Annotated in this window: 29 protein-coding genes, 1 tRNA gene and 1 other annotated feature; of the genes, 25 read left to right on the forward strand and 5 right to left on the reverse strand. The window is 38.1% G+C overall.

The window, feature by feature from the left end:
• The first annotated feature begins 130 nt into the window (after nt 1-130).
• From mltG to WDC_RS01465, 4 genes are all read left to right on the forward strand, one after another.
• Nucleotides 131-1273 carry an endolytic transglycosylase MltG gene (gene mltG, locus WDC_RS01450; RefSeq protein ID WP_044010037.1) on the forward strand — a complete coding sequence of 381 codons (1143 nt, stop codon included), beginning with the start codon at nt 131-133 and terminating at the stop codon, nt 1271-1273.
• 28 nt (nt 1274-1301) lie between these two features.
• Nucleotides 1302-1961: a uridine kinase gene (gene udk / locus WDC_RS01455; protein WP_404824762.1), complete on the forward strand. Its 660-nt coding sequence runs from the start codon at nt 1302-1304 to the stop codon at nt 1959-1961.
• Nucleotides 1962-2055: 94 nt separating this feature from the next.
• The gene (greA, locus tag WDC_RS01460; protein WP_044010039.1) at nt 2056-2532 is read left to right on the forward strand and encodes a transcription elongation factor GreA; all 477 of its coding nucleotides are present in this window, start codon (nt 2056-2058) and stop codon (nt 2530-2532) included.
• A gap of 123 nt (nt 2533-2655) precedes the next feature.
• Nucleotides 2656-2961 carry a HesB/YadR/YfhF family protein gene (locus WDC_RS01465; protein WP_044010040.1) on the forward strand — a complete coding sequence of 102 codons (306 nt, stop codon included), beginning with the start codon at nt 2656-2658 and terminating at the stop codon, nt 2959-2961.
• Between the two features lie 92 nt (nt 2962-3053).
• Here the strand turns inward: WDC_RS01465 and WDC_RS01470 are convergent, their stop codons facing one another.
• Nucleotides 3054-5705, reverse strand: coding sequence for a YfhO family protein (locus tag WDC_RS01470; protein WP_044010041.1), 2652 nt, complete (start codon nt 5703-5705; stop codon nt 3054-3056).
• A 166-nt stretch (nt 5706-5871) separates the two neighbouring features.
• Between WDC_RS01470 and WDC_RS01475 the strand changes: the two genes are divergently transcribed.
• From WDC_RS01475 to WDC_RS01500, 7 genes are all read left to right on the forward strand, one after another.
• Complete coding sequence (locus tag WDC_RS01475) at nt 5872-7938, forward strand: peptidoglycan D,D-transpeptidase FtsI family protein (RefSeq protein WP_044010042.1); 2067 nt, start codon at nt 5872-5874, stop codon at nt 7936-7938.
• 122 nt (nt 7939-8060) lie between these two features.
• Nucleotides 8061-8210 carry a 50S ribosomal protein L33 gene (gene rpmG / locus WDC_RS09460; protein WP_081721478.1) on the forward strand — a complete coding sequence of 50 codons (150 nt, stop codon included), beginning with the start codon at nt 8061-8063 and terminating at the stop codon, nt 8208-8210.
• 132 nt (nt 8211-8342) lie between these two features.
• Nucleotides 8343-8900 carry a 5-formyltetrahydrofolate cyclo-ligase gene (locus WDC_RS01480; RefSeq protein WP_044010043.1) on the forward strand — a complete coding sequence of 186 codons (558 nt, stop codon included), beginning with the start codon at nt 8343-8345 and terminating at the stop codon, nt 8898-8900.
• Nucleotides 8900-9571, forward strand: coding sequence for a rhomboid family intramembrane serine protease (locus WDC_RS01485; RefSeq protein WP_044010044.1), 672 nt, complete (start codon nt 8900-8902; stop codon nt 9569-9571). The genes WDC_RS01480 and WDC_RS01485 overlap by 1 nt, the downstream gene beginning before the upstream one ends.
• Before the next feature lie 14 nt (nt 9572-9585).
• Nucleotides 9586-9801, forward strand: coding sequence for a YqgQ family protein (locus WDC_RS01490; RefSeq protein WP_044010045.1), 216 nt, complete (start codon nt 9586-9588; stop codon nt 9799-9801).
• A gap of 20 nt (nt 9802-9821) precedes the next feature.
• Nucleotides 9822-10787, forward strand: coding sequence for an ROK family glucokinase (locus WDC_RS01495; RefSeq protein ID WP_044010046.1), 966 nt, complete (start codon nt 9822-9824; stop codon nt 10785-10787).
• Nucleotides 10788-10805: 18 nt separating this feature from the next.
• Nucleotides 10806-11219, forward strand: coding sequence for a rhodanese-like domain-containing protein (locus WDC_RS01500; RefSeq protein ID WP_044010047.1), 414 nt, complete (start codon nt 10806-10808; stop codon nt 11217-11219).
• Nucleotides 11220-11278: 59 nt separating this feature from the next.
• On the opposite strand, the gene WDC_RS09465 is transcribed toward WDC_RS01500, so the two are convergent.
• Nucleotides 11279-11455 (reverse strand): DUF3042 family protein, encoded by a 177-nt coding sequence (locus WDC_RS09465; RefSeq protein WP_044010048.1) that lies wholly within the window; start codon nt 11453-11455, stop codon nt 11279-11281.
• A gap of 84 nt (nt 11456-11539) precedes the next feature.
• Here WDC_RS09465 and miaA point away from each other — a divergent pair, with 84 nt between their 5' ends.
• The 6 genes from miaA (at nt 11540) to WDC_RS01535 (ending at nt 16852) form a co-directional block, all read left to right on the forward strand.
• A complete protein-coding gene (miaA, locus tag WDC_RS01510; protein ID WP_044010049.1) occupies nt 11540-12460 on the forward strand; it encodes a tRNA (adenosine(37)-N6)-dimethylallyltransferase MiaA in 921 nt (306 codons plus the stop codon).
• Between the two features lie 98 nt (nt 12461-12558).
• Nucleotides 12559-12951, forward strand: a complete 393-nt coding sequence (locus WDC_RS01515; RefSeq protein ID WP_044010050.1) for a MerR family transcriptional regulator — start codon at nt 12559-12561, stop codon at nt 12949-12951.
• Between the two features lie 30 nt (nt 12952-12981).
• Nucleotides 12982-14322 carry a type I glutamate--ammonia ligase gene (gene glnA, locus WDC_RS01520; RefSeq protein WP_044010051.1) on the forward strand — a complete coding sequence of 447 codons (1341 nt, stop codon included), beginning with the start codon at nt 12982-12984 and terminating at the stop codon, nt 14320-14322.
• A 167-nt stretch (nt 14323-14489) separates the two neighbouring features.
• On the forward strand, nt 14490-15371 hold the full coding sequence (locus tag WDC_RS01525) for a hypothetical protein (RefSeq protein WP_044010052.1): 882 nt from the start codon (nt 14490-14492) through the stop codon (nt 15369-15371).
• On the forward strand, nt 15364-16299 hold the full coding sequence (locus WDC_RS01530; protein ID WP_044010053.1) for a hypothetical protein: 936 nt from the start codon (nt 15364-15366) through the stop codon (nt 16297-16299). Before WDC_RS01525 ends, WDC_RS01530 begins: the two co-directional genes overlap by 8 nt.
• 13 nt (nt 16300-16312) lie before the next feature.
• A complete protein-coding gene (locus WDC_RS01535; protein WP_044010054.1) occupies nt 16313-16852 on the forward strand; it encodes a dUTP diphosphatase in 540 nt (179 codons plus the stop codon).
• A gap of 83 nt (nt 16853-16935) precedes the next feature.
• Here the strand turns inward: WDC_RS01535 and WDC_RS09970 are convergent, their stop codons facing one another.
• The 3 genes from WDC_RS09970 to WDC_RS01540 form a co-directional block, all read right to left on the reverse strand.
• On the reverse strand, nt 16936-17070 hold the full coding sequence (locus tag WDC_RS09970; protein WP_263640386.1) for a hypothetical protein: 135 nt from the start codon (nt 17068-17070) through the stop codon (nt 16936-16938).
• A 185-nt stretch (nt 17071-17255) separates the two neighbouring features.
• The gene (locus WDC_RS09620) at nt 17256-17402 is read right to left on the reverse strand and encodes a hypothetical protein (protein ID WP_156126975.1); all 147 of its coding nucleotides are present in this window, start codon (nt 17400-17402) and stop codon (nt 17256-17258) included.
• 187 nt (nt 17403-17589) lie between these two features.
• Nucleotides 17590-17663 (reverse strand) — tRNA-Arg (locus WDC_RS01540).
• A 183-nt stretch (nt 17664-17846) separates the two neighbouring features.
• On the opposite strand from WDC_RS01540, the gene WDC_RS01545 reads away from it, so the two are divergent.
• The 8 genes from WDC_RS01545 to nusB all read left to right on the forward strand — a co-directional run bounded on the left by WDC_RS01545 (nt 17847) and on the right by nusB (nt 22231).
• Nucleotides 17847-18491 (forward strand): TetR/AcrR family transcriptional regulator, encoded by a 645-nt coding sequence (locus WDC_RS01545; protein ID WP_044010055.1) that lies wholly within the window; start codon nt 17847-17849, stop codon nt 18489-18491.
• A 54-nt stretch (nt 18492-18545) separates the two neighbouring features.
• Nucleotides 18546-18617 (forward strand) — a sequence feature (ribosomal protein L21 leader region).
• A 12-nt stretch (nt 18618-18629) separates the two neighbouring features.
• Nucleotides 18630-18938 (forward strand): 50S ribosomal protein L21, encoded by a 309-nt coding sequence (rplU, locus tag WDC_RS01550; RefSeq protein ID WP_044010056.1) that lies wholly within the window; start codon nt 18630-18632, stop codon nt 18936-18938.
• A 15-nt stretch (nt 18939-18953) separates the two neighbouring features.
• A complete protein-coding gene (locus WDC_RS01555) occupies nt 18954-19280 on the forward strand; it encodes a ribosomal-processing cysteine protease Prp (RefSeq protein WP_044010057.1) in 327 nt (108 codons plus the stop codon).
• 26 nt (nt 19281-19306) lie between these two features.
• Entirely contained in the window at nt 19307-19588 is a 282-nt protein-coding gene (gene rpmA, locus WDC_RS01560; RefSeq protein WP_044010058.1) for a 50S ribosomal protein L27, read from the forward strand.
• A gap of 67 nt (nt 19589-19655) precedes the next feature.
• On the forward strand, nt 19656-20723 hold the full coding sequence (locus WDC_RS01565; RefSeq protein WP_044010059.1) for a M24 family metallopeptidase: 1068 nt from the start codon (nt 19656-19658) through the stop codon (nt 20721-20723).
• A 64-nt stretch (nt 20724-20787) separates the two neighbouring features.
• Nucleotides 20788-21348 carry an elongation factor P gene (gene efp / locus WDC_RS01570; protein ID WP_044010060.1) on the forward strand — a complete coding sequence of 187 codons (561 nt, stop codon included), beginning with the start codon at nt 20788-20790 and terminating at the stop codon, nt 21346-21348.
• 35 nt (nt 21349-21383) lie between these two features.
• Nucleotides 21384-21818, forward strand: a complete 435-nt coding sequence (locus WDC_RS01575; protein ID WP_044010061.1) for an Asp23/Gls24 family envelope stress response protein — start codon at nt 21384-21386, stop codon at nt 21816-21818.
• The gene (nusB, locus tag WDC_RS01580; protein ID WP_044010062.1) at nt 21815-22231 is read left to right on the forward strand and encodes a transcription antitermination factor NusB; all 417 of its coding nucleotides are present in this window, start codon (nt 21815-21817) and stop codon (nt 22229-22231) included. The genes WDC_RS01575 and nusB overlap by 4 nt, the downstream gene beginning before the upstream one ends.
• The last annotated feature ends 36 nt before the right edge of the window (nt 22232-22267 follow it).

Consider the following 22267-nt stretch of genomic DNA (forward strand, 5'->3'; position numbering starts at 1 on the left):
AATTCGGCGAGGAGCTGGACAAAAACTCTGTTTTTGCTTCAGCCTCGCTTTATTTGCAGAATCCTATTTTTCTCACTCTTTTTGGTAAAGTTTGAGATTTAGTATATGCAATGCGGTATTTTTTAGTATAATGGACAGGATATTAAAAAATAGGGTGGAAACTAAGTTGAACAATAATGAAGTGCATGATAAACAAAAGAAAAAATCAAAAAAATATTGGTGGATTGCGGGTATTGTGGTTGTTATACTGGCAGTTTTTGGTGGTGCCAAGTTTTATTTTGATTCGTCAATGAAACCAGTCAATCCCGATAGTTCTAAAACTGTTCAGGTTAAAATTCCGTTAGGCGCGACAAATAAAAAGATCAGCCAAATTTTAGCTAAGAAGAAGCTAGTTAAAAGTGCGTTTGTGTTTAACTATTATACTAAAACACAAAAGAAAGCTGAATTTAAAGCGGGATATTACTCGTTGCGTTCATCTATGAATGTCAAAACAATTGTTAAAATTCTAAAGCAGGGCGGTTCAACTACCGCTGTGTCGGGATTAAAAGGGAAAGTTTTAATTCAGGAAGGTCAAACAATTGACCAGATTGCTGCAACGGTCCAAAAACAAACTAAATATTCCTCCAAGAGTTTCTTGAAATTGATGAAAAATGAAAGTTATTTGGATGGCTTAGCTAAAAAATATCCCAAGTTACTAACATCTGCAATGAGCGCTCAGAATGTGCGATATCGTCTGGAAGGCTACCTTTTCCCAGCCACCTATGATGTATCACACATCAAGAGCTTAAAGTCATTAGTTAATCAAATGGTTGCAGCTGAAAACCAGCAAATGAAGCCATACTATCAAACCATTACCAAAAAGCATCTCAGTGTACAAGAAGTTTTGACTTTAGCCTCGTTAGTTGAACGTGAAGGTGTTTCTAATTCTGATCGCAAAAAGATTGCTGGTGTGTTCTTCAATCGAATTGCTGCCCAGATGCCGCTCCAATCAGATATTTCGGTCATGTATGCACTTAATACACATAAAAAGAACCTGACTTATAAGGATTTGAAAGTAGATTCACCATATAATCTGTATACTAACAAGGGCTATGGACCCGGTCCATTTAACAGCCCGGGAATTCAATCGGTTAAAGCCGTATTGAAGCCTAGTCAACAAAGCAAAAAGTACTTGTATTTTGTTGCTAATATGAAGACGGGAAAAGTATATTATTCAAAAACATATGCTCAACATCAGAAAATAACAGCTAAAATTGCCAAGGATAATAAATAAGGCATAGGTTAAGGGGATGCAGTTAAGTTTGAATGCAAAAGTAAAACGACCAATTATTATTGGTGTCACAGGCGGATCAGGTAGTGGTAAAACCACTGTTAGTCAGGCAATATACAAGCAATTGGCCGGTAAGTCAATTATGATTTTACAACAAGACACGTATTACAATGATCAAACAGAAATGACAATGGCAGAGCGGCAAGCAGTTAATTATGATCATCCACTGGCATTTGATACGGATCTGTTAATCAGTGACTTAAAAAAGTTGTTGCACAATCATGCAATTGAAATGCCTGTGTATAATTATGCGGAATTTACACGCTCTTCTGAAACTATTTTGACTCAACCACGTGACGTGATTATCTTAGAAGGGATTTTAATTTTAGACGATCAAAGATTGCGTGATTTGATGGATATCAAGGTATTTGTTGACACTGATGATGATATCCGCATTATTCGGCGAATTCAACGTGATATGCAAGAGCGTGGCCGTTCTTTGCAGTCGGTAATTGATCAATATTTGGCAACGGTGAAACCGATGTATCACCAATTTGTTGAGCCAACTAAACGATATGCAGATATTATTGTGCCAGAGGGTGGTCAAAACACTGTTGCGATTGATTTATTAACTACCAAAGTTAGGGATATTTTAACCAAAAAGGGTCATCAGGAACTGATGGCTGATTAGTTAGTTACTAATTAACTAGGATTGTGGTTTACAATCGAGTACGTTCGTGTTACTGTTTTGACTGTCGTATTAAAAATTTATATCGAGGTGCATTATGGCGGAAGAAAAAACATACCCTCTGACCGCAGAGGGCAAACAGCAAAAAGAAAAAGAGCTTGAAACTTTAAAAACTAAAACACGTCCTGAAATTATTGAACGAATCAAAATTGCACGGAGCTTTGGTGATTTGTCAGAAAATTCAGAATATGAATCTGCTAAAGATGAACAAGCGTTTATCGAAGGTCAAATTAGTAAAATTGAACATATTTTGCAAAATGTTGAAATTATTGATGACACTGCAGTCGCCAAGGATGAAGTTTCACTTGGACGGACGATCACTTTTAAAGAATTGCCAGATGAAGACCCAGAAACATATACAATAGTGGGTGAGTCTGAGGCTGATCCAATGACCGGGAAGATTTCTAATGAATCACCAATTGCAGCTGGTTTATTGGGCCACAAATTAAATGATGAAGTCACAATTAAAATTCCAAGTGGTGAAATGAAAGTTAAAATTATTTCGGTTGAATAAGCTAACGGGAGCTAGATGCGAATTAAGCATTTACTTCCCGTTTTTTTTATTCCTGTGGTAAAATTGATTTCATAAATTATAAATGTAAACGGGTACATGCCTAAAACGAAGGGAAGCAATTAGATGCAATTAACGGTTACTGATCGTGCTAGTCAGTGGTTTCAAGATGAAATGGGATTAACTAAAGGAAATGGGGTCCGCTTTTTTGGTAAAGTTTATGGCAAAACACCTGTCCATGATGGGTTTTCGCTCGGAATGGCTCGTGATGATCATCCCCTTAGTCCGGTTGTAGACACCGTCAAAGATGGAATTCATTACTTTGTTGATGGCCAGGATGAGTGGTTCTTTAAAGGCCTGGATTTTGGAGTTGACTATGATACTAAAACTGACGGACCCAAATATCAGTACACACCAAATAATGAATTGTAAAACAACAGCTTTCTAAAATAACCTAGGATTAATTCAGGAAAAAGTTAATTATTTCTGAATTAATCCTAGGTTATTTATTGGCTATTTTTCTGTTAAAACCGATATTTCTTGGTAGCACGGTGGATATAGATAAATGTAATTCCACCTACTATGATAAGAGTAACCACTGAAACAAGCACTCCAGTCAACAGGTACGGAGAGCGGTAGGTAAATACAACATGATGCTTACCTTGAGAAATTGGTACCGCTAAGAATGTTTTAATTGCTTTTTTAGAAGCAACTGATTTGCCATCAATTTTGACGTGCCAACCAGCAGAATAAGGAATTGTTGTCATCAGGACTTGATGCTTTTTGTTAATGGTAACAGTGCCCTTAATTTTAGTATTGGAATGGCTGGTGACGTGCAAGCTTTCGCTTTTTAGTTTTGTTTTTAGCCGATTAAAATGGGTCTGATTTAATTTATACAAACTGACATTTTGCATCCATAAAGTTTGATGCTTTAATCGGAAGGTTAGGGTAATTGGTTGTCCCTTTTGCTTAGAAGCCACATTGATGACGACGGTATTTCTAAAAGTTGGGTACTGCGTCAATTTCTTACCATTCAGATAATAACTACCACTATCGGCATCCAAACTAGGTCCAAAAGTTAGATAATACGATTCATTCGTTTTGGGAGTAAACGTCATTTTAATTTCGGCTGTTTTAATTAAATCTTGTTTGGTAAATGTGGTGCCAGTAATTTTGGTTGCAGTCTGAACGTTTGTAAAAGTAACGTGGTCAAAGTTTTGTACCTGGAATAACGAGTTGGAGTTTTGATCGTTTGCTAATGTTTGATAAATTTTAGACTGTCGGGCAACTGGATCACTTGTTTTTAAATTAAGCTTGGTTATTTTATCGGAAGCACCAAATGCAATTGCAAGTGCATTATTATTTTTGGTAGTAGTGGTTAGAGAATCGCTTGCCACCGTTTTTTGTCGATTTAAATCGGGCTTGTTAGAAACAGCTGGTAAAACCGACGACGTAGTACCCTGTCCCAAAATACTTTGAACTGGCTGGCTAGTCATGAAATATCGCATATCAAGTAGTGAATCACTTACTTGGGTGCCGTTGGTATATGTGACAAAGCCATCGCCGTCAGGTTGGCCGATTGAGCCCATAAATGATGGGATACTTGGTTCTAGTGTTGAACCAAAATGAGAACCGCCGTAATAATCGGCTTGCATCGGATCGTCTTTGGTTCGCATAAACGTTTGTCCAATTCGATAAAAGCCACTGGCTTTTTTTTCTATGTCTTTGACGCTCTTGTTTAATTGTGTAGTGTAATCGCCGAAATCAGATTGAGACACATAACTAATATTATTGAGAGAAGTATAGGCATTGGTCATGGATTCACAACCCACTAGTAAAATGAAAACTAGATCATACAATAACGGGGCATGATATCGTGGAATCAAAAGCCAGATCAAAGCAATCGCACACATTCCAATACTGATTAACAGCTGATTTAACGACAGGTAGGTAAACGAAGATAGGTTTAGTCCTAAATAAACGTATACACCTGACAGGACAGCAACAATCGGAATTAATTGACGCCATGAAATATGGAAATTGGGTGTCAGCGTATGGGCGGCTAACCAAAGCATCCAAAATGACATTAAAAAGGAAAAACGGTACGGATACCACACCGGAAATTGTCCGGCATGCCATAATAGGTCCAATGGTTCAAAGCAAAGTGAAAATAAAAAGAATAGGGTTAAGATTCCTGAGGTAATCCTATTTTTTAAAGAATGGCGGCGATCAAATAGATAAAGCACAAAAGCAATTGTCAATAATGTACCAATAAAAAGATTTGGCTCGCCATCCGGCATTTGGTCAAAATTAAATGATCCTGGAATCAGTTTACCTAACATTTTGAAGGGGAAATATTCAAATTTAAAATGAACACTTTGTTCGGTGTAGGTACCTTTAGTTTTAGTCAGCGAATAGAAAGTTGGAATTAATAAAAATGATGCCAATAATGCTGAAATGGTTGAACTACCAACATATTTAAGAAATCGTCGAGCGGCAAGCTGCCAGCCAAAATTTTGGGTCGATAATTGCCACAAGGTGAACATGATTGTAAATAGGGCCACCATCCATGCCATGTAATAATTATCAATTAGCAAGACAGTAAACCATAAAATATAGGTCCATGGTTTGTTTTGGGTTACTAATTTAATCAAGCCCCAGACAATGAGAGGCAGTAAGATTAACACATCAAGCCAAATGATGTTGAGCTGGTTTGCGATCATCCAACCCATTAAAGCGTAAGCCACGGCGAAACCGAGAACGCGAATTCCTGCTTGTAATTTTGTCTTTAATAATAACCAGGCAAAGCTCAGTCCAGCGAGACCGTATTTTAGCAACAGCAACAACAAAATTCCGCTGGTTAAATATTTTCCCGGGAAAAATAATAACAATAAATTGAGTGGACTCATTAAGTAATATGCAAAAATGCCAAGCATGTCACCGCCTAAGTCCTTAGAAAATGAGTAAAAAAAAGTATCAAAGTGATGAAGTAACGTAGATCTAAAATAAGCAAAGAAATCAACATATTGTTGGCCTAGATCAACAGTTAAAATGGTACTTTTACCAAACGGGGCCATGCCACGATATGCAAAATAGCCCCCCATGATGAATACAGGAATTAAAAAGCTGAGCCACAGGATGACAGATTTTTTGTGCCAAAAATTTAAATGTTTCACTTGAAAACCTCGTTTAAAATATTTTAAAAAATTAAAATTGTGTCAAACAACTGTTTCTTTTGCCGCACTTCGTATAGAATAGCATAAGAATGTGATCAAATTAGGATTGATTTACAAAATTTGGTAAAATAAGTGTATTAAGTCTGGTTAAGGAGTATTGAAGAACTTGAAATTTTCGACACGGATCAAAAACATATTTAAACCGCGCAACAAGGAAAAAGCCGTTCAATCAGAAATCCCTTTTCGGTTGAACTTTTTACTATGGACAGTAGCGATCTTATCACTGATTTTAGCAGCTCGACTTTTCTACCTGCAAGTATTAAATGGTGATACGTATAAAGCGGAGGTTAATCGTTCTGATACCACCACTGAAACAAATAGTGTTCAGCGAGGGATGATTTATGACTCCACTGGCAAAGTACTAGTGGGTAATCAGGCTCATCAAGCGGTCACATACACCAAAGATTCGAGTGCTACGACAACGGATATTTATAAAACTGCCAAAACATTGGGTAAATATTTAACTGTTTCAACTACAAAGTTAACCAAAAGAGAGCAAAAAGATTATTTTTTGGCTGATACAAGTAATCTAAAGAAAATCATAAAAAAGATTCGGGGTTCCGCTAAATTAACCGATAGCGAGAAATATGATAAGGCAATTGCTTACCTTGGTAAGCATCCGAGTGCTTATAAATTGAGCGCCAGTCAGAAAAATAAGGCGATGATATATGCCACCATGAGTGGAGCATATTCATTGTCAACGACATATATTAAAGAAACTGGTGTCACCAGCAAGGAGATTGCCGAAGTTGGTGAACACCTTAACGAAATGTCTGGTGTCAAAGTTGGTACCAGTTGGACCCGTAACTACCCATCTGGCAAAGCAATTCAATCGCTCACTGGGACGGTTTCCACTCAAGCAACTGGATTACCAAGTGATGAGGTTAACACACTACTGTCAGAAGGTTATTCACGTAATGATAGTGTCGGTCAAAGTTATTTGGAAAAAGAATACGAATCTACACTGGCGGGCTCAAAATCACAAACAGAAGTTTCATCATCTAGTTCTAATCAAATTACGGATGCCGTTACTAAATATGCTGGCAAAAAAGGTGATAATTTAGTATTAACGCTCAATGCCAAATTTCAAAAACAAGTTCAAAAAATTGTGAAGGATGATTATAGTAATTCTGGAGAGATTAGTAATTCAACTGGATCTTATGCAGTGGTGATGAATCCTAATACAGGTGCCATTTATGCCATGGGTGGGGTTGATCGCGATATTAACACTGGCAAAATAACCAGTGATCAAATTGGTTCAATTAACCATCCGATTGTAATGGGATCCGTAGTTAAGGGCGCTACAGTCATGGGAGCTCTAATGGATGGGGTTATTACACCTAGCAATAATACATTGAACGATCAGCCAATCAAGGTTGCCGGAACTGCTAGTAAAAGTTCATGGTGGAACAGGACAGGGTCGGTGCCGATTACTGCAGCAGAGGCATTGGAAGTTTCTTCTAATTCATATATGATGCAGTTGGCTATGAAAGAAGCAGGCACAACGTATGTGTCTGGAGCTAGTTTGAACATGCCAACCAGTATTTTTTCAAAATTGAGGGGTTACTTTAATCAATTTGGGTTGGGCGTCAAAACTGGAATTGATCTGCCGGGCGAAAGTTCAGGATATACTGGCCCCACTAACGTGCTTGGTAAAGCGTTGGATTTAGCTTATGGTAACTACGATAGTTACACTGTTATGCAGTTGGCTCAATATGCTTCTACCATTGCTAATGGTGGTTACAGAATGAAGCCATATATTGTTAAACAAGTCAGAGAATCAAACAAAGATGGTTCACTTGGTAAAGTTGAATCAACCACGCAGCCAACAATCTTGAACACAATTAACGCCACCAAAGCACAGTGGAAAGTGGTTCGTTCCGGAATGAATATGGTGGTTCATGGTACCAGTGCATATAAAACTGGGAGTCAGTTAACTAGTTTATCGCCATCTGTATCTGCTAAGACTGGAACGGCGGAAACATTCCAGGGAACCACATCAACGTTGACCCATAGTTTAATTATGTTTGGTCCGTCAAGCGATCCACAAGTTGTCATTGCTGTTGCCGTTCCGGGTGCCTCCGTTAGCAGTAGTGCTGTCAGCCTGACAATGGGTAAACAAATCTACAAGGCTTACTGGAAAACGGTTCAATCAAGCAGCGGCTACAACTGAGTGTCAAGAGAAAATACTTAACAAACTACAACAAAAGACTGGTCAAACTAAATAAATGATGATATAGTAGTACGAGTTAGGGGTTACACCCAATTATTGAATAAAGTTTGGAGGTTTCAGCCATGCGTGTACACATTACTTTAGAATGTACTGAATGTCATGAACGGAATTACTTATCAAGTAAAAACCGCCGTAACAATCCCGATCGTGTTGAATTTAAAAAATACTGCCCACGGGAACGAAAAGTTACATTGCACCGTGAAACAAAATAATTGCATAATTTTCGCCTGGTGATTGACATCAAGCGCTGGATAATGCTTTTGCGATACTTCTTCGCAGACAAAAAGGCTGGAGACAAATTATTTTGTCCAGTCTTTTTGTTTTAAATTTGAAGGGATAAAACGATGTTGCTAACAAAAAAAGAGGCACGGCAGAAAATTATTGAGTCGTTAATCAAGGTTAAACCGGCCGAAAAACAACAAGCTGAAAATAGTCTTTATTGTCAATTATTTCAAACCAGGATGTGGCACGATGCTGCTGTAGTTGCAGTGACGGTTAGTCAAGCAATTGAAATTAATACTGAACCAATTATCAAACAGGCACATCGTGAAAATAAGGTTGTCTGCATTCCACGAACATTACCTAGTTGGCAAATGGAGTTTGTAGAATTAAATGCGCAGACAACATTGAAAAAAACAGACCATCAGTTACTGGAACCTGTTGGTGGGAATGTATTTTCGGCTGATGAAATTAATTTAATCGTGGTGCCGGGTGTTTCTTACACCACTGATGGGTATCGGTTAGGTTTTGGCGGTGGCTACTACGATCGTTACCTAGCAAGCTATGCGGGTGATACGATTTCATTAGCGTTACCAGAACAGCAAAATACCGAAATCAACTGGCCAATCAAACAGTATGATATTAAAATTAAACAAATATTAGTCGCAACGGAGGAAGATTAATGAATTTAACAGATATAAAAAAGCAAGCGTTTGTCACTCAAGCAGTGGTTGCGATTCAAGTGATTGTTTTCTTGATTATGACTATTGCCGGTGGCTCAACCAATTCTTCAGTGCTCATTGAATTTGGTGCGCGGGTATCTGTATTAATTCAAGATGGGCAATGGTGGCGCTTGATCACACCCGTCTTTTTGCACATTGGTTTAATGCATTTAGTGGTTAATTCTGTCACGGTTTACTTTATTGGAACGCAAATTGAAATGTTGTTTGGTCACTGGAGATTTGCAATAATATATTTTGTTACTGCAATTACAGGTAACGTTGCCAGCTTTGTTTTTTTGCCTAATACAATCTCCGCTGGAGCTAGTACGGCCATTTTTGGACTTTTTGGTGCGTTCTTAATGCTAGGCGAGTCATTTAGAAATAATCTTTATATTCGAGCAATGAGCCGCCAATTTTTAATATTTGTAGTGATGAACTTAGCGTTTGATTTATTTTCGCCGGGTATTGATATCTACGGTCATATTGGCGGTTTATTTGGTGGCTTTTTGATGGGGTATGTAGTTGGTGCACCAAGAATTGGTAAAACTAACTTGATAAAGCGGTTTCTTAGTGGCATTATATTGCTTGTAGCAATTGTGTTATTTTATTCAATGGGAATGCGGACCAGCTAATGTTGGGGGTAAATATGAAAACTTTGTATGATGTCCAACAGTTGTTAAAACAATTTAATATTTATGTTTATGTTGGTAAACGAATGTGGGATATCGATTTGATGGCGTTGGAACTAGATAATCTATATAAAGCAGGAGTTGTGGATCAACCAACTTATTTAAAAGCCAAAATTGTTTTGCGCCATGAATATAGGTTAGAAGAAGAGCATGAATCTAATAAACAAAGATAGATTTCAGGAGGATATGGGACATGAATAGAAAGTTAATTGGTGTTGATTTAGGAGGCACAACAATTAAGTTTGCCATTTTGACAGCTGAAGGTGAGGTGCAACAAAAATGGTCGCTACGAACAAATATATTGAACGAGGGTCAACATATTGTGCCTGACATTGTTGAATCAATTAATCATCACATTGATTTATACCAAATGAAGCGAGAACAGTTTATTGGCATCGGCATGGGTACTCCTGGAACAGTGGATTTGAAAAACGGTACTGTTGAGGGAGCATTCAATTTAAATTGGAAGACTGTGCAAAATGTAAAAAAACAAATTGAGGCTGGTACAGGGCTGCCCTTTGCATTAGATAACGATGCCAACGTGGCTGCGCTGGGTGAACGTTGGAAGGGCGCTGGTAACAACGGTTCCGAAGTGGCTTTTATTACACTAGGTACAGGTGTAGGCGGTGGCTTGATCGCCAATGGTAAATTGATCCACGGCATCAATGGTGCTGGTGGTGAGGTTGGTCATATGAATGTTGAACCTGATGGGTATCTATGTACCTGTGGGAACCGCGGCTGCCTCGAACAATATGCATCAGCAACTGGAATAGTTCACTTAGCGCAAGATGCAGCTGAGGAATATGTTGGTGACAGCAAATTGAAGGCAATGATTGATGATGGCCAAGAAATTACATCTAAAATTGTTTTTGATCTGGCTAAAAAAGAAGATGACTTTTTAGCTAATGAAGTTGTTGACCGAGTGGGTTACTATTTAGGCCTTGCTTGTGCTAATATTAGTGACATACTAAATCCACAATACGTGGTCATTGGTGGTGGTGTTTCGGCTGCAGGTGAATTCCTACTAGATCGTGTTAATGCGAATTTCACACGGTATGCGTTTCCAACTGTCAGAGAATCGACCAAGTTAAAATTGGCCCAGTTAGGCAATGATGCTGGTGTCATTGGTGCCGCATCGTTAGCAATGAATTTTAAATAGGTTTTGGAGGAATGAGCGTTGGTTATTGGTGTTAGTTCAGGTTTATTAATTGTAGATATTGTCATTGTCCTGGTAGTAATTGCTTGGTTGTTGAATCGCCTTTATCAGTATGCACAACGTCGCCGTTATGCTAATGTGCTGACAGAAGATGAATTCACACAGGGCATGCACAGGGCTCAGATAATTGATCTACGAGAAAAAAATGATTTCGATCGTGGCCATATTTTGGGAGCTAGAAATGTCCCCCTCAGCGTGATGAAACAGCGCTACGTTGAAATTAGAAATGATATGCCAGTCTATTTATACGATCAAGGAATGGCACTCAGCACCCGTGCTTCAGTCATGCTTGGGAAAAAAGGCTATACAGATATTTCAATTTTAAAAAGTGGTTATGCTCGTTGGAACGGTAAAACTAAGTCAAAAAAATATTAAAAAAGGGTCGGGGCAAATAAATTGCCGCCAACCCTATTTTAATTGTTTCTAATTGAATATTATTTGCTATGTGCAGAACGTCCCTTACGAACAGCAGCTCGGCGGTTTTCGTCGAACTTGTCTTCCTGTTCCTCGATTGGCTGAATGACAGATTTATGAAATGAAAAAATCCCTCCAGCGACGGCTCCAATTGTGGCTACCGTTCCAATTAAAAAGCCCTTGGTAAACTGTTTCATGATCTTAGCCTCCCATCTTAATACCTCTATTATGCAAAATAATATTTCAATTTACCAGTGTTTCGTGTCTTTTAGGAGTTTTTTATGACAAAAGTAATTGCAATCGTAGGTCCGACGGCTGTCGGTAAAACAAATTTATCGCTGCAACTAGCAAAAAAATTAAATGCCGAAATTATTTCTGGTGATTCAATGCAGGTATACCGGCACCTAAATATCGGAACTGCCAAGATTATGCCTGCAGAAATGCAAGAAATAAAACACTATTTAATTGATGTGCGTAATTTTGATGAACGTTTTTCCGTTGCCGAATTTAAAACATTGGCAACCAAGAAAATTGAGCAGATTACCAGTCAGCAAAAGCTGCCATTAATTGTTGGTGGAACTGGCTTTTATATTCAGAGTTTAACTGACAATTTGGCGCTGGGTAATGATCAGTATGATGATCAAACGCAACAAATTCGACAACAATGGCAACAATATTATCAGACATATGGAGCACAACAGCTGTGGCAACAACTAAATCAAATAGATCCACAAGCAGCAGTGACAATTGCGCCCACCAACGTTAGGCGCGTTATTCGCGCCATTGAAGTAACTCTGAAGACTGGAACACCATTTTCACAGCAGTTTCAAGCTAACAGTCAATTAAATTTTAAGTTAATTGGACTGACAACCGATCGAAAGATTTTATATCAGCGCATCAATCACCGAGTAGATGAAATGATCACTGCTGGATTGGAGCAAGAGGCTCGGTGGTTGTTTGATCAAAATGGCGGTCAATTTCAGTCGGGCAAGGGGATCGGTTATCGTGAATTTTTTAAATACTTTGCGCAACAACAAGATTTGACCACGACAATTAATGAAATTAAGCAAGATTCACGCCACTATGCAAAGCGACAATTAACGTGGTTTCGTAATAAGATGGATGTTCAATGGTTTGATATTGTTAGTGGGAAAAATACGATTGAAGAGATTGTAAATGTTTGTCAGCAGTGGCTACAGTAATGAATCAAGGCTTCATGTTATAAAACATAACATGAAGCCTTGACTTTTTATTTTGTTGCTGGTAAGCTATGCAAGTATAGGAAGGGAGGAAGTTCATTATGCGAGGTAAAGAGTTGCGTCGATCGTTATCTGTATTACCTATCGGCACTGTCATGAAGTTAACCAGTTTGACTGCACGTCAGATTCGGTATTATGAATCGCAAAAATTGATTTTTCCACAAAGAAGTGATGGGAATCGAAGATTGTATTCATTAGCTGATGTTGATCGGCTACTGGAGATTAAAGATTATCTCGATGATGGGTTAAATATGGCAGGCATTCGTGAAGTCTATGATCAAAAACAGCGTGAATCTGAACAGCGAAAAAATCAGGACCATCAATTGACCGACGATGATGTCCGTAAAATCTTGCATGATGAATTTCTGCAAGCAGGAGGTTTGAAAACGCCATCTGCACAACAACCGCAAGCACCATTGCAAAAGCCCCTTTAACATTGGCAAATTCAGAATAGGAGAGATTTTATGGCTAAACATGTGTATTCAGATGAAGAAGTACGAAAATTGATTAAAGATGATAACGTTCGTTTCTTACGCTTAATGTTCACGGACTTATTTGGAACGATCAAAAACGTTGAAATTCCAATCAGTCAACTAGATAAACTATTAGAAAATAAGATTATGTTCGATGGTTCGTCAATTGATGGATTTGTCCGAATTGAAGAAAGTGATATGTATTTGTATCCCGATATGTCGACATGGATGGTCTTTCCTTGGGGGGCTGAACATGGTAAAGTTGCACGTGTGATTTGTGATGTTTATACTTCGGATCGCAAACCGTTTGAAGGCGACCCAAGAAACAACCTGATTCGGGTATTAAAGGATATGAAGGCAGCTGGCTATACTGATTTTAATATTGGACCTGAGCCAGAATTTTTCCTGTTCAAAATGGATGAGAATGCTAAGCCAACTACAAAGCTAAACGATCAAGGGAGCTATTTTGACATGGCCCCCATGGATTTAGGCGAAAATTGTCGCCGTGACATTGTGCTTGAATTAGAAGATATGGGGTTTGAAATTGAAGCTGCCCATCATGAAGTCGCACCTGGCCAGCATGAAATTGATTTTAAGTATGCTGATGCACTTGAAGCTGCCGACAATATCCAAACGTTTAAATTAGTAGTTCGAACTGTAGCTCGGAAATATGGTTTGCATGCCACGTTTATGCCCAAGCCACTGGCTGGTATTAATGGATCCGGGATGCATTTGAACATGTCATTATTCAATAAGTCCGGTAATACGTTTTATGATGCGAAGGGTGAACTGGAACTTTCTGACAGTGCATATCATTTCCTTGGTGGCATATTGAAGCACGCACGCAGTTTTACAGCGATCTGTAACCCAATTGTAAATTCGTACAAGCGGCTCGTACCAGGATTTGAAGCACCAGTATATGTTGCCTGGTCTGGTTCAAATCGTTCGCCGTTGATTCGAGTGCCGAGTTCGCGCGGAGTTTCAACGAGGTTGGAATTACGGTCAGTTGATCCGGCAGCTAATCCATACTTAGCTATTGCTGCTGTTTTGGAAGCAGGGTTAGATGGAATCCGTAATGAAATTAAGCCGGAAGAAAGTGTTGATCGCAACATTTATCGGATGGATGAAAGTGAACGTGAAGATAATAATATTACGAATTTGCCAGATACATTGCATAATGCATTGAAAGACCTGGCTAAAGATCAGGTAATGCGCGATGCAATGGGAAAGCATCTATATCAAAGCTTTTTCGAGGCTAAAAATCTTGAATATGATGCTTATCGACAACAGGTATCTGAGTGGGAAAGAGAACAATACCTCGAGTTATACTAAAATATAAATAAACAAAAGTATGTTAAACCAGTGGTTGCTTTGCCACTGGTTTTTATGTCGAATTAATAAATTTTAGTCAAAAAGTAAAATATCCAAGAAACAATCCTTTAATCTGACTCGAAAATTAGGTAAGATGAACTAATAGAATGATTGATGGGAGATTGATGATGGCTAACGTAGTAAATCAAGACGATCAAAATGACGTCGTAAAAGTAATTAACACACAAATTACAGCTAAGATTTCGTATTTACAAGAATTGCAGCAAGCAATCTCGCAACATGATGACCGTAAAATCTATGCATTATTAGATAATCAGCGGTATGCTTCAGCAATTTTACATACTGAAAAACAAGAAAATGATCATGGGGTCATTAACTTAGTTGATAATTTATCCGCTCAGTTAAGCAATTATTTAAGTACCAGCTTAATTCAATATTTAGGTAAGACGTATCCATTCTTTTATTATGAAGAATACAAGCAGGGCCACTTTAAAGTCTTTTTTGGTAACTGGTGGGACCGCCGTGAATTTGGTGAACTAGATGTTTTGAATATCCGTTTTGCCTTTGATCAGGATGAATATAGCAAATTAAGTCAGGCTTTTGAGTTAGCGAAAAGTAGTAAAAGATATAATAGCGAACAAATTCAGTCGATTTCGGCTGAAAATGATCACTTACAAGATTTAATTGACAACGCCAACCAACGTGAGGCACAAAAAGAGCAATTACAAGCTCAGTTAAAAGAGACCAACACAAAAACTGGTATGCCATGGGAATCAGGCAAACAAAAAGAAGCTCGGCAGACATTAGTCGACCAATTGAGCGAATTAGAAGATGAAGATGAATTAGCACGTAACGCCGTTAAACAAATTAAAAACAATGAGGCAAAAGTGCTCGCTTTATCTAAGGAAAATACGATTTTAAGTTATGAGCAAAAAAGTATTGTAGATACGTTTGGTAGCTTTGCCGACTTTGAGGTGGCTAATCGTAATCTTTATGCAGACTATTTGCATACATTCATGAGCGAAAAGCAGGTGGATGACAATGACTAATGAAAAATATACTGCTACAGAACAGTTACATTCCTTTAGTGCTTCAGTTAAGCATGGCTTAAAATTAGGGGAACAATATGTTCAACTAATTGATCAACTAGTTGATACAGAGGATTTAGAAAAACTACTAACAGCAGCTCAACGTCTAGCTAATCTTGAATTAGATGATCAGTTTGTTAAATTTCCACATCAGTATCGATCACAAGATTATTACATGTTATTTGTCAGCCGTGTATTAGAATTGCACAGCGATCAGTCATTGCAATTGAACTTGTCGCGGTCAAGTTGGTCTCTTACTGGTCAATTTGAATCAATTGCTTCCTTGACGAATTTTGAATTTGTATTGGAACAAAGCGATAATGGTGGTGCATTTTTTACTGAAACTGGCTCAAATGAACGCTTGTTTTATTTGAATCTAGAGCGCCGGATGATTCGGTTCAATAATCGTGCATTAGTTAATTTATTTGTTGTGCAATTAGCTGAAAGTGTTGACAGTACAGCGCTTGAACAAGCGGTTAATCCGTTAATTGCGTTGACCCACTTTTTGAAACAGGATTTCGGATTTAGTGTTGATTTTGGCATACTAGATGCTGCCAATACAGCTCAATATTACCTACAAAAAGGTAAATTATCTGTTGATATTATTGATAAATTATTTGTGCAGACTGAGGGAACTGATTACATGTTGCTGAATATGCAAGAGCGGGTCGGAGCAACCTTAGTGGTTGAATCAGACGTGAAATTAAACTTGTTTGCTCAAAACAGTGATAGTCAGCAAAATAATAACTGGTTGTTTAGTGTGCTGGATTCACGCGAAGCTGTTTCCTTTTTTGACGTGTTAGTGCGATATCCGCTAATCAGAAAGTGGTACTTAGAAAATCGTCAGGAGCTGGAAGTTAAATCAGATCCTTTGATTTTTGCAGGCTAGTTTGGGGGCAATGATGTTTGATTTTACTAGATTATTACACGCTGCAATTCAATTAGATGAACAGATAACACTTGATAAGAAAATCGTTTGGAAACATGAAGAAAGCTTAAGAAATGCCTATGTATCACTAGATGTGGAGTTAGCGGAGGTTGCTAACACCTCTGAATGGTTTAAGGTGTGGAAAACTCATAGTGGGAAAAACGATCTTGGTAAAACAGCGCGTGAAACTTTATTGGTTGAGTATGTAGATGCTTTGGATTTTATTTTATTGATTGGTGCCAAACAACAATGGACTCACCTGATTGTACTAGATCGGGAGGGAGTCGAACTGCTCAAAAGTAAACCGAAAACGGATCTCAATAAAGAATATTTAGCTTTGAAAAAGATGTTTTTGGGCAGTTATTTTGAGCACCGTCAGGAAGATTTTAGGCATGCATGGCATTTATTTCTTAAACTAGGCCTAGTTGATTTTGGGTTTAGTGAAAATGAAATTATGGCGGCGTATGATAGCAAGTCAAAAATTAATCATCAACGACAAAACAGTGATTACTAAATTGGAGCTTATAGCCCTATAGCTATGAATGATTGAGAACATAAAAGAGGCAGGAAAATAATTTTTCCTGCCTCTTTTTTTAGTTAAGCTCTTCGATTGTCGAAGGAGTTACGTTCAAAGTGTTTGGCACTCGTTTGTCGTTTTTTCTGCCTATCAGAATAAAATTGCCAAATCGTTGCTGATAATAAAATTAATACAATAATGATAAATGGGTCCATCGCAAATCCCTCCTATCTAGCTTTGCAGCTCTTATATTACATTATCATTACAAAAATAGATTTTGGCAACCTTTGAGGGTTTAAAAACTCAAAACTTAAGAATTTAGCAATTAAGTTAATCTTTTCTTTATAATTTTAAAATTGGACAAAAATAAAAACGGACTAAATTACAGTCCGTCTGAATCTTACTTATTAATTGCGTTTGAGGCAAGAATTTCGTTACGATACAGGTCAGTGCTCGGATCTGTCAGTTCTTTGACCAACAGATTATCAGTACTGGATGTACTTTTGCTCTCACCAGATACGTTGATTGATTCTTGATTCTCTTCCATCTCAAACCGCCTCCTAAATAAGATACAGCTTTATTCTAGCAAAAGCGGTGGGATTAAAAAAGTAAAAGTTACTTTTGTTTTGAAAGATTATGCAGTTACCCGGTTACAGAATTAGCCTTGAGTGAATTGATTGGATAAAAAAATCTCCCACAACGGGGAGGAAAGTGCGAGCTATTGAATAATTAAATGAAGCGAGTGAGATTCGAACTCACGACCGTTCGCTTAGAAGGCGAATGCTCTATCCAGCTGAGCTATCGCTCCAGACTCAATCTATTATAAGAATTAAACTTAGTGGTGTCAATTACAAATATTTTATAGATGATAAATCGTAAAATGTCTTTTTTCTGTCTTGACGTAGCGCTTACATTTGGTTTATACTCAACAGCGAAGCAATTACTGGACAAAATTACAAATTTGATAAATATAGCCAGGGAGCTGTTGACAATGGGGAATAGTAAGACCGATCCACGAGTGGTTAAAACACGGAATAATTTGAAAAAAGCGCTAGTCGGGTTAATGCGACACTATAAAATTGAAAATATCAGTGTTCAAAAAATCACGGAAACTGCAGCTGTTACTCGTGGGACCTTTTATTTACACTACAAAGATAAACAGGACTTCATTAAACGTGCAATGAGCGAAATATTAGATGATTTTTTTGATGCTGTTATGATCAGCGGAGATGCCTATTTTGCTGAGAATGACACAGGTTCGGAAGTCCAGGTTTTTTCGTTACAAAAGTCATTCAAGTATATCGAAAATGAGGCAGAGGTATTTGACGTACTATTAAATAGCGAAGAAAACGAACTATTTTTCCAGCAATTTTATGACCGCTTAACAGACCAATTAAATCAATTTTATGATCAGCTACAAGACCGCTTCATTGATTTAGAGGTGCCAACAAGTTTGCAAATTGCGTTTGTTGTTTCTGCTGAGTTAGGATTAATAAAATACTGGTTGCATGCTGGGATGATATATACACCGCACTACATGACCCAGAGTGTTGCCAAAATGTTGCAACAGGTCAGTGGTGATGGTATTTTCTTTACTGATTTTTTTGTAGCAGAACAAGATGGATTATTGCATTAAACATTTGACGAATTGGATGATATCTGATAACATACTAATGTTGTATTTGTGAACCTACAACTACAACCGCACGCTTGCAAGTTTTAAAAGCTTTGGCTACTTGCTACGGCGAGTCTTAGATATTGAGGAGGTGCACATATGTACGCAATTATTGAAACTGGTGGTAAACAATATAAAGTTGAAGCTGGTAAAGCTGTTTTTGTTGAAAAGTTAAACGTTGAGGCTGGTGACAAGGTCACTTTTGATCAAGTTGTCTTTGTTGGGGGCGATGCCGCTAAGATTGGCACACCAACCATTGATGGCGCTACTGTTACTGGTACTGTTGAAAAGCAAGGTAAGGAAAAGAAAGTAGTTACTTTCAAATACAAGCCTAAGAAGCATCAACATACTAAACAAGGTCATCGTCAACCATACACCAAAGTTGTGATTGATGCGATCAACGCATAAGCACGGAGGTTTAGCATGATAAGTGCAGTGTTCACTAGAAATCAGGAACAAAATATATTAGAGTTTCGGATTACTGGTCATGCTGATTCGGGTCCTTACGGTCAGGATATTGTCTGTGCAGCTGTGTCTGCACTCGCAATTACCACGGTTAATGGTCTTAAACAAGTGGTACATGTTAACCCTAAAATTATTTCAAATGAAACTGATGGTGGGTTACTAAAAGTACTACAGTTAGACGAACGTAAGGAGTCACAGATTTTATTAGAAACATTTGCAAATGGTATCTCTGATATTGCTGCAAACTATCCTGATAACATCAAAGTTAAGAATATCGATAATTAATAAATTAAAGCTGGAGGTGAATTACAATGATTATGGATTTACAATTCTTCTCACATCATAAAGGTGGTGGATCCACCACTAACGGTCGTAATTCAGCAGGTCGTCGTCTTGGAACAAAGTCTGCTGATGGCTCCACTGTTACTGCAGGATCAATTATTTACCGTCAACGCGGTACACATATTAACCCTGGTGAAAATGTAGGTCGCGGTGGCGATGATACATTATTTGCTAAGGTTAATGGCGTGGTTAAATTTGAACGTCTTGGTCGCGATAAGCGTAAGGTTTCAGTTTATCCCGTAGCAGAATAAGTAGAGTCGGTCTCATTCATTAGATTGAATGAGATTTTTTTTTGGAATCGATAAAGGAGCTGTAATAGTGCAAAGAATTGAGCAACTCCGAACACAGTTTCCATCAATGTATATTGATGCATTTGTGGTGACAGAGCAGATTAATATTTTATATTTAACTGGCTTTCAACTAGGGGCAGGTGACGGCTGTTTATTAATAACCAGTAAAGGTGCCTATTTAATTACTGACGATCGTTATCAAGAGGCACTACAAGAATTACAGCAAGATGCATTTGACACTGTGATTACTCGTGATTATTATGGCCAATTAGCTGACCTATGCCAGCAACATAAAATTACTGTACTTGGATTTGAGAGTACTTTGTCTTATAACATATTTTCTATTTTGGACGAGCTAATGGTTTGTGATATTGTTGCTTTTGATGACACCGTTGAAAAACAACGCTCAATTAAAGCACCAGCGGAAATTAACAAAATCAGAGCTGCAGCTGAGTTAAATAGTGCTGGCTTTGATTATTTAATTAACCATGTACATGCTGGGATGACAGAACGGGATGTAGCTAACTTACTAGATTGGTGGCTCAAAAAACAAGGGGCTGCAAGAAGTTCTTTTGATACAATTGTAGCTAGCGGGCCTAATGCAGCCAAACCGCACGCAATGGCTGGAAGTCGCCAATTAACAAATGGTGATATTGTTACGGTGGATTTTGGCTATTTTTTAGATGGCTATACCGCAGATATTACGAGAACTTTTGGAATTGGCAAGTTAGTGCCACAACTAGAGCAAATCTATCAGACTGTTTTACAAGCCTCACAAGCTGTAATTAAGCATGCAGTGGCCGGAATTGATGGTCAAATCTTAGATTCGTATGGCAGAAATATTATCAAGCAAGCTGGCTATGATGATTATTTTAATCATGGGATGGGGCATGGCATTGGCATGGCAATCCATGAGTTGCCAGCAAGTTATGGTCCCAATGCACAGATTGTGGTGCAAAGTAATCAAATTATCACAGTTGAACCTGGTATTTATCTACCACATGTTGGTGGCGTTAGAATAGAGGATGATATTTTGATATATGATCACTCTAATGAGGTGTTAACAAATGCACCCACGGACCTGATAATTTTGTAAGAGAGTTGCAATTTATCAGTATTTATTGCAAAATGTAAAGGATATAACCTAGGAGGAAGTAACTATGGCAATTTCTACAGCAAATTTTAAAAATGGACTAACGATTGAAGTGGACAATGCAATTTGGCGGATTTTAGAGTTTCAACATGTTAAACCTGGTAAAGGTGGTGCATTCGTGCGTTCAAAGTTGAAAAACTTGCGTACCGGTGCTGTCCAAGAAAAAACATTCCGGGCAGGTGCCAAAATGGAACAAGCAACTATTACTACTCGTAAGATGCAATATCTTTACGCTGACGGCGACAGCTACGTTTTCATGGACACAGATAATTATGAACAAGTTGAACTTCCTGCATCTAACATTCAAAACGAAATCAAGTATTTGAAAGAAAACATGGAAGTTAGTTTGACCCAATATGGCAATGAAACGCTTGGGTTAGAGTTGCCGAATACGGTAACACTTAAAGTAGCTGAAACGGAACCAGGGATCAAAGGTGATACTGCCTCAGGCGGCTCAAAACCAGCGACAATGGAAACTGGTTTAGTATTACAGGTGCCATTCTTTGTTAATGCAGATGATGAACTGATCATCAACACAACAGATGGTACTTACATCTCACGTGCTTAAACGACACAAAAGTTAGACTGGAGGGGCTGTTAATTATGGCTGAAGAAACAAACATTATTTTGAATGGAGCCAAAGATTCAATTGGTACCATTCAAATTGCACCCCGTGTGTTAGAAATTATTGCTGGCATTGCTGCTAGCCAAGTTGACGGTGTGTCACGAATGCACGGGTCAATTGCTAACAGTGTCAATGAATTTTTAGGTCGGTCAGATCATCGGCGTGGGGTCAAATTAACCACTAATGACGATGAGATGTCTGTTGACGTTACAGTCTACTTAGACTACGGTGTTTCAGTACCTAAAACCGCTTTAGAAATTCAAGACAAAGTCAAGCAACAAGTTTCTTTGATGACCGACTTAAAGGTTACAGAGGTAAATGTCCACATTGAAGGGATCATCCCTGAAAAATCTGAACAACAAATCGATCCTGATGATATTTTTGCTGAAAACGGAAATGAGGAACAAGAGTGACTTTAAATCGACATCGCATTCGTGAAAGTGCGTTTCAAACATTATTTGCACTGGAAGCTAATCCGAGTGTAGATATCAACTCAGTGTACGAGGAAGTTTTGACTGATAACGAGACTAATGGTGAAGTTCCAGTTTATTTGAAGTTATTAGTCGACGGCGTTGTTGAACATCAGGAGCAACTTGATCAGCAAATTACTTCGTTACTGGCAGCAAAGTGGCGGTTATCTCGGTTGGCTAAAACGGATCTCGTTATTTTGCGGTTAGCACTGTTTGAATTGCAGTATTTGGATGATGTACCGACTGCAGTTGCGATTAATGAAGCACTCGAATTGACGAAAACGTTTAGTGATGAAACCTCCAGACGATTTGTTAACGGTATTTTAGGAAGTTTTGAAAAAACTCATAAAGAATAATGTTTTTTATGCCCAGCGTGGCTACAAATTTTTGGG

The organism is Paucilactobacillus wasatchensis, assembly GCF_000876205.1.
Taxonomy (GTDB): Bacteria; Bacillota; Bacilli; order Lactobacillales; family Lactobacillaceae; genus Paucilactobacillus; species Paucilactobacillus wasatchensis.

What these genes read in the sequence shown, in the direction of transcription:
- mltG (WP_044010037.1), top strand. Translation starts at nt 131, where the DNA reads ATGGACAGGATATTAAAAAATAGGGTGGAAACTAAGTTGAACAATAAT.
- greA (WP_044010039.1), top strand. Translation starts at nt 2,056, where the DNA reads ATGGCGGAAGAAAAAACATACCCTCTGACCGCAGAGGGCAAACAGCAA.
- WDC_RS01465 (WP_044010040.1), top strand. Translation starts at nt 2,656, where the DNA reads ATGCAATTAACGGTTACTGATCGTGCTAGTCAGTGGTTTCAAGATGAA.
- rpmG (WP_081721478.1), top strand. Translation starts at nt 8,061, where the DNA reads ATGCGTGTACACATTACTTTAGAATGTACTGAATGTCATGAACGGAAT.
- WDC_RS01480 (WP_044010043.1), top strand. Translation starts at nt 8,343, where the DNA reads ATGTTGCTAACAAAAAAAGAGGCACGGCAGAAAATTATTGAGTCGTTA.
- WDC_RS01485 (WP_044010044.1), top strand. Translation starts at nt 8,900, where the DNA reads ATGAATTTAACAGATATAAAAAAGCAAGCGTTTGTCACTCAAGCAGTG.
- WDC_RS01490 (WP_044010045.1), top strand. Translation starts at nt 9,586, where the DNA reads ATGAAAACTTTGTATGATGTCCAACAGTTGTTAAAACAATTTAATATT.
- WDC_RS01495 (WP_044010046.1), top strand. Translation starts at nt 9,822, where the DNA reads ATGAATAGAAAGTTAATTGGTGTTGATTTAGGAGGCACAACAATTAAG.
- WDC_RS09465 (WP_044010048.1), bottom strand. Translation starts at nt 11,455, where the DNA reads ATGAAACAGTTTACCAAGGGCTTTTTAATTGGAACGGTAGCCACAATT.
- miaA (WP_044010049.1), top strand. Translation starts at nt 11,540, where the DNA reads ATGACAAAAGTAATTGCAATCGTAGGTCCGACGGCTGTCGGTAAAACA.
- WDC_RS01515 (WP_044010050.1), top strand. Translation starts at nt 12,559, where the DNA reads ATGCGAGGTAAAGAGTTGCGTCGATCGTTATCTGTATTACCTATCGGC.
- glnA (WP_044010051.1), top strand. Translation starts at nt 12,982, where the DNA reads ATGGCTAAACATGTGTATTCAGATGAAGAAGTACGAAAATTGATTAAA.
- WDC_RS01525 (WP_044010052.1), top strand. Translation starts at nt 14,490, where the DNA reads ATGGCTAACGTAGTAAATCAAGACGATCAAAATGACGTCGTAAAAGTA.
- WDC_RS01530 (WP_044010053.1), top strand. Translation starts at nt 15,364, where the DNA reads ATGACTAATGAAAAATATACTGCTACAGAACAGTTACATTCCTTTAGT.
- WDC_RS01535 (WP_044010054.1), top strand. Translation starts at nt 16,313, where the DNA reads ATGTTTGATTTTACTAGATTATTACACGCTGCAATTCAATTAGATGAA.
- WDC_RS09970 (WP_263640386.1), bottom strand. Translation starts at nt 17,070, where the DNA reads ATGGACCCATTTATCATTATTGTATTAATTTTATTATCAGCAACGATT.
- WDC_RS09620 (WP_156126975.1), bottom strand. Translation starts at nt 17,402, where the DNA reads ATGGAAGAGAATCAAGAATCAATCAACGTATCTGGTGAGAGCAAAAGT.
- WDC_RS01545 (WP_044010055.1), top strand. Translation starts at nt 17,847, where the DNA reads ATGGGGAATAGTAAGACCGATCCACGAGTGGTTAAAACACGGAATAAT.
- rplU (WP_044010056.1), top strand. Translation starts at nt 18,630, where the DNA reads ATGTACGCAATTATTGAAACTGGTGGTAAACAATATAAAGTTGAAGCT.
- WDC_RS01555 (WP_044010057.1), top strand. Translation starts at nt 18,954, where the DNA reads ATGATAAGTGCAGTGTTCACTAGAAATCAGGAACAAAATATATTAGAG.
- rpmA (WP_044010058.1), top strand. Translation starts at nt 19,307, where the DNA reads ATGATTATGGATTTACAATTCTTCTCACATCATAAAGGTGGTGGATCC.
- efp (WP_044010060.1), top strand. Translation starts at nt 20,788, where the DNA reads ATGGCAATTTCTACAGCAAATTTTAAAAATGGACTAACGATTGAAGTG.
- WDC_RS01575 (WP_044010061.1), top strand. Translation starts at nt 21,384, where the DNA reads ATGGCTGAAGAAACAAACATTATTTTGAATGGAGCCAAAGATTCAATT.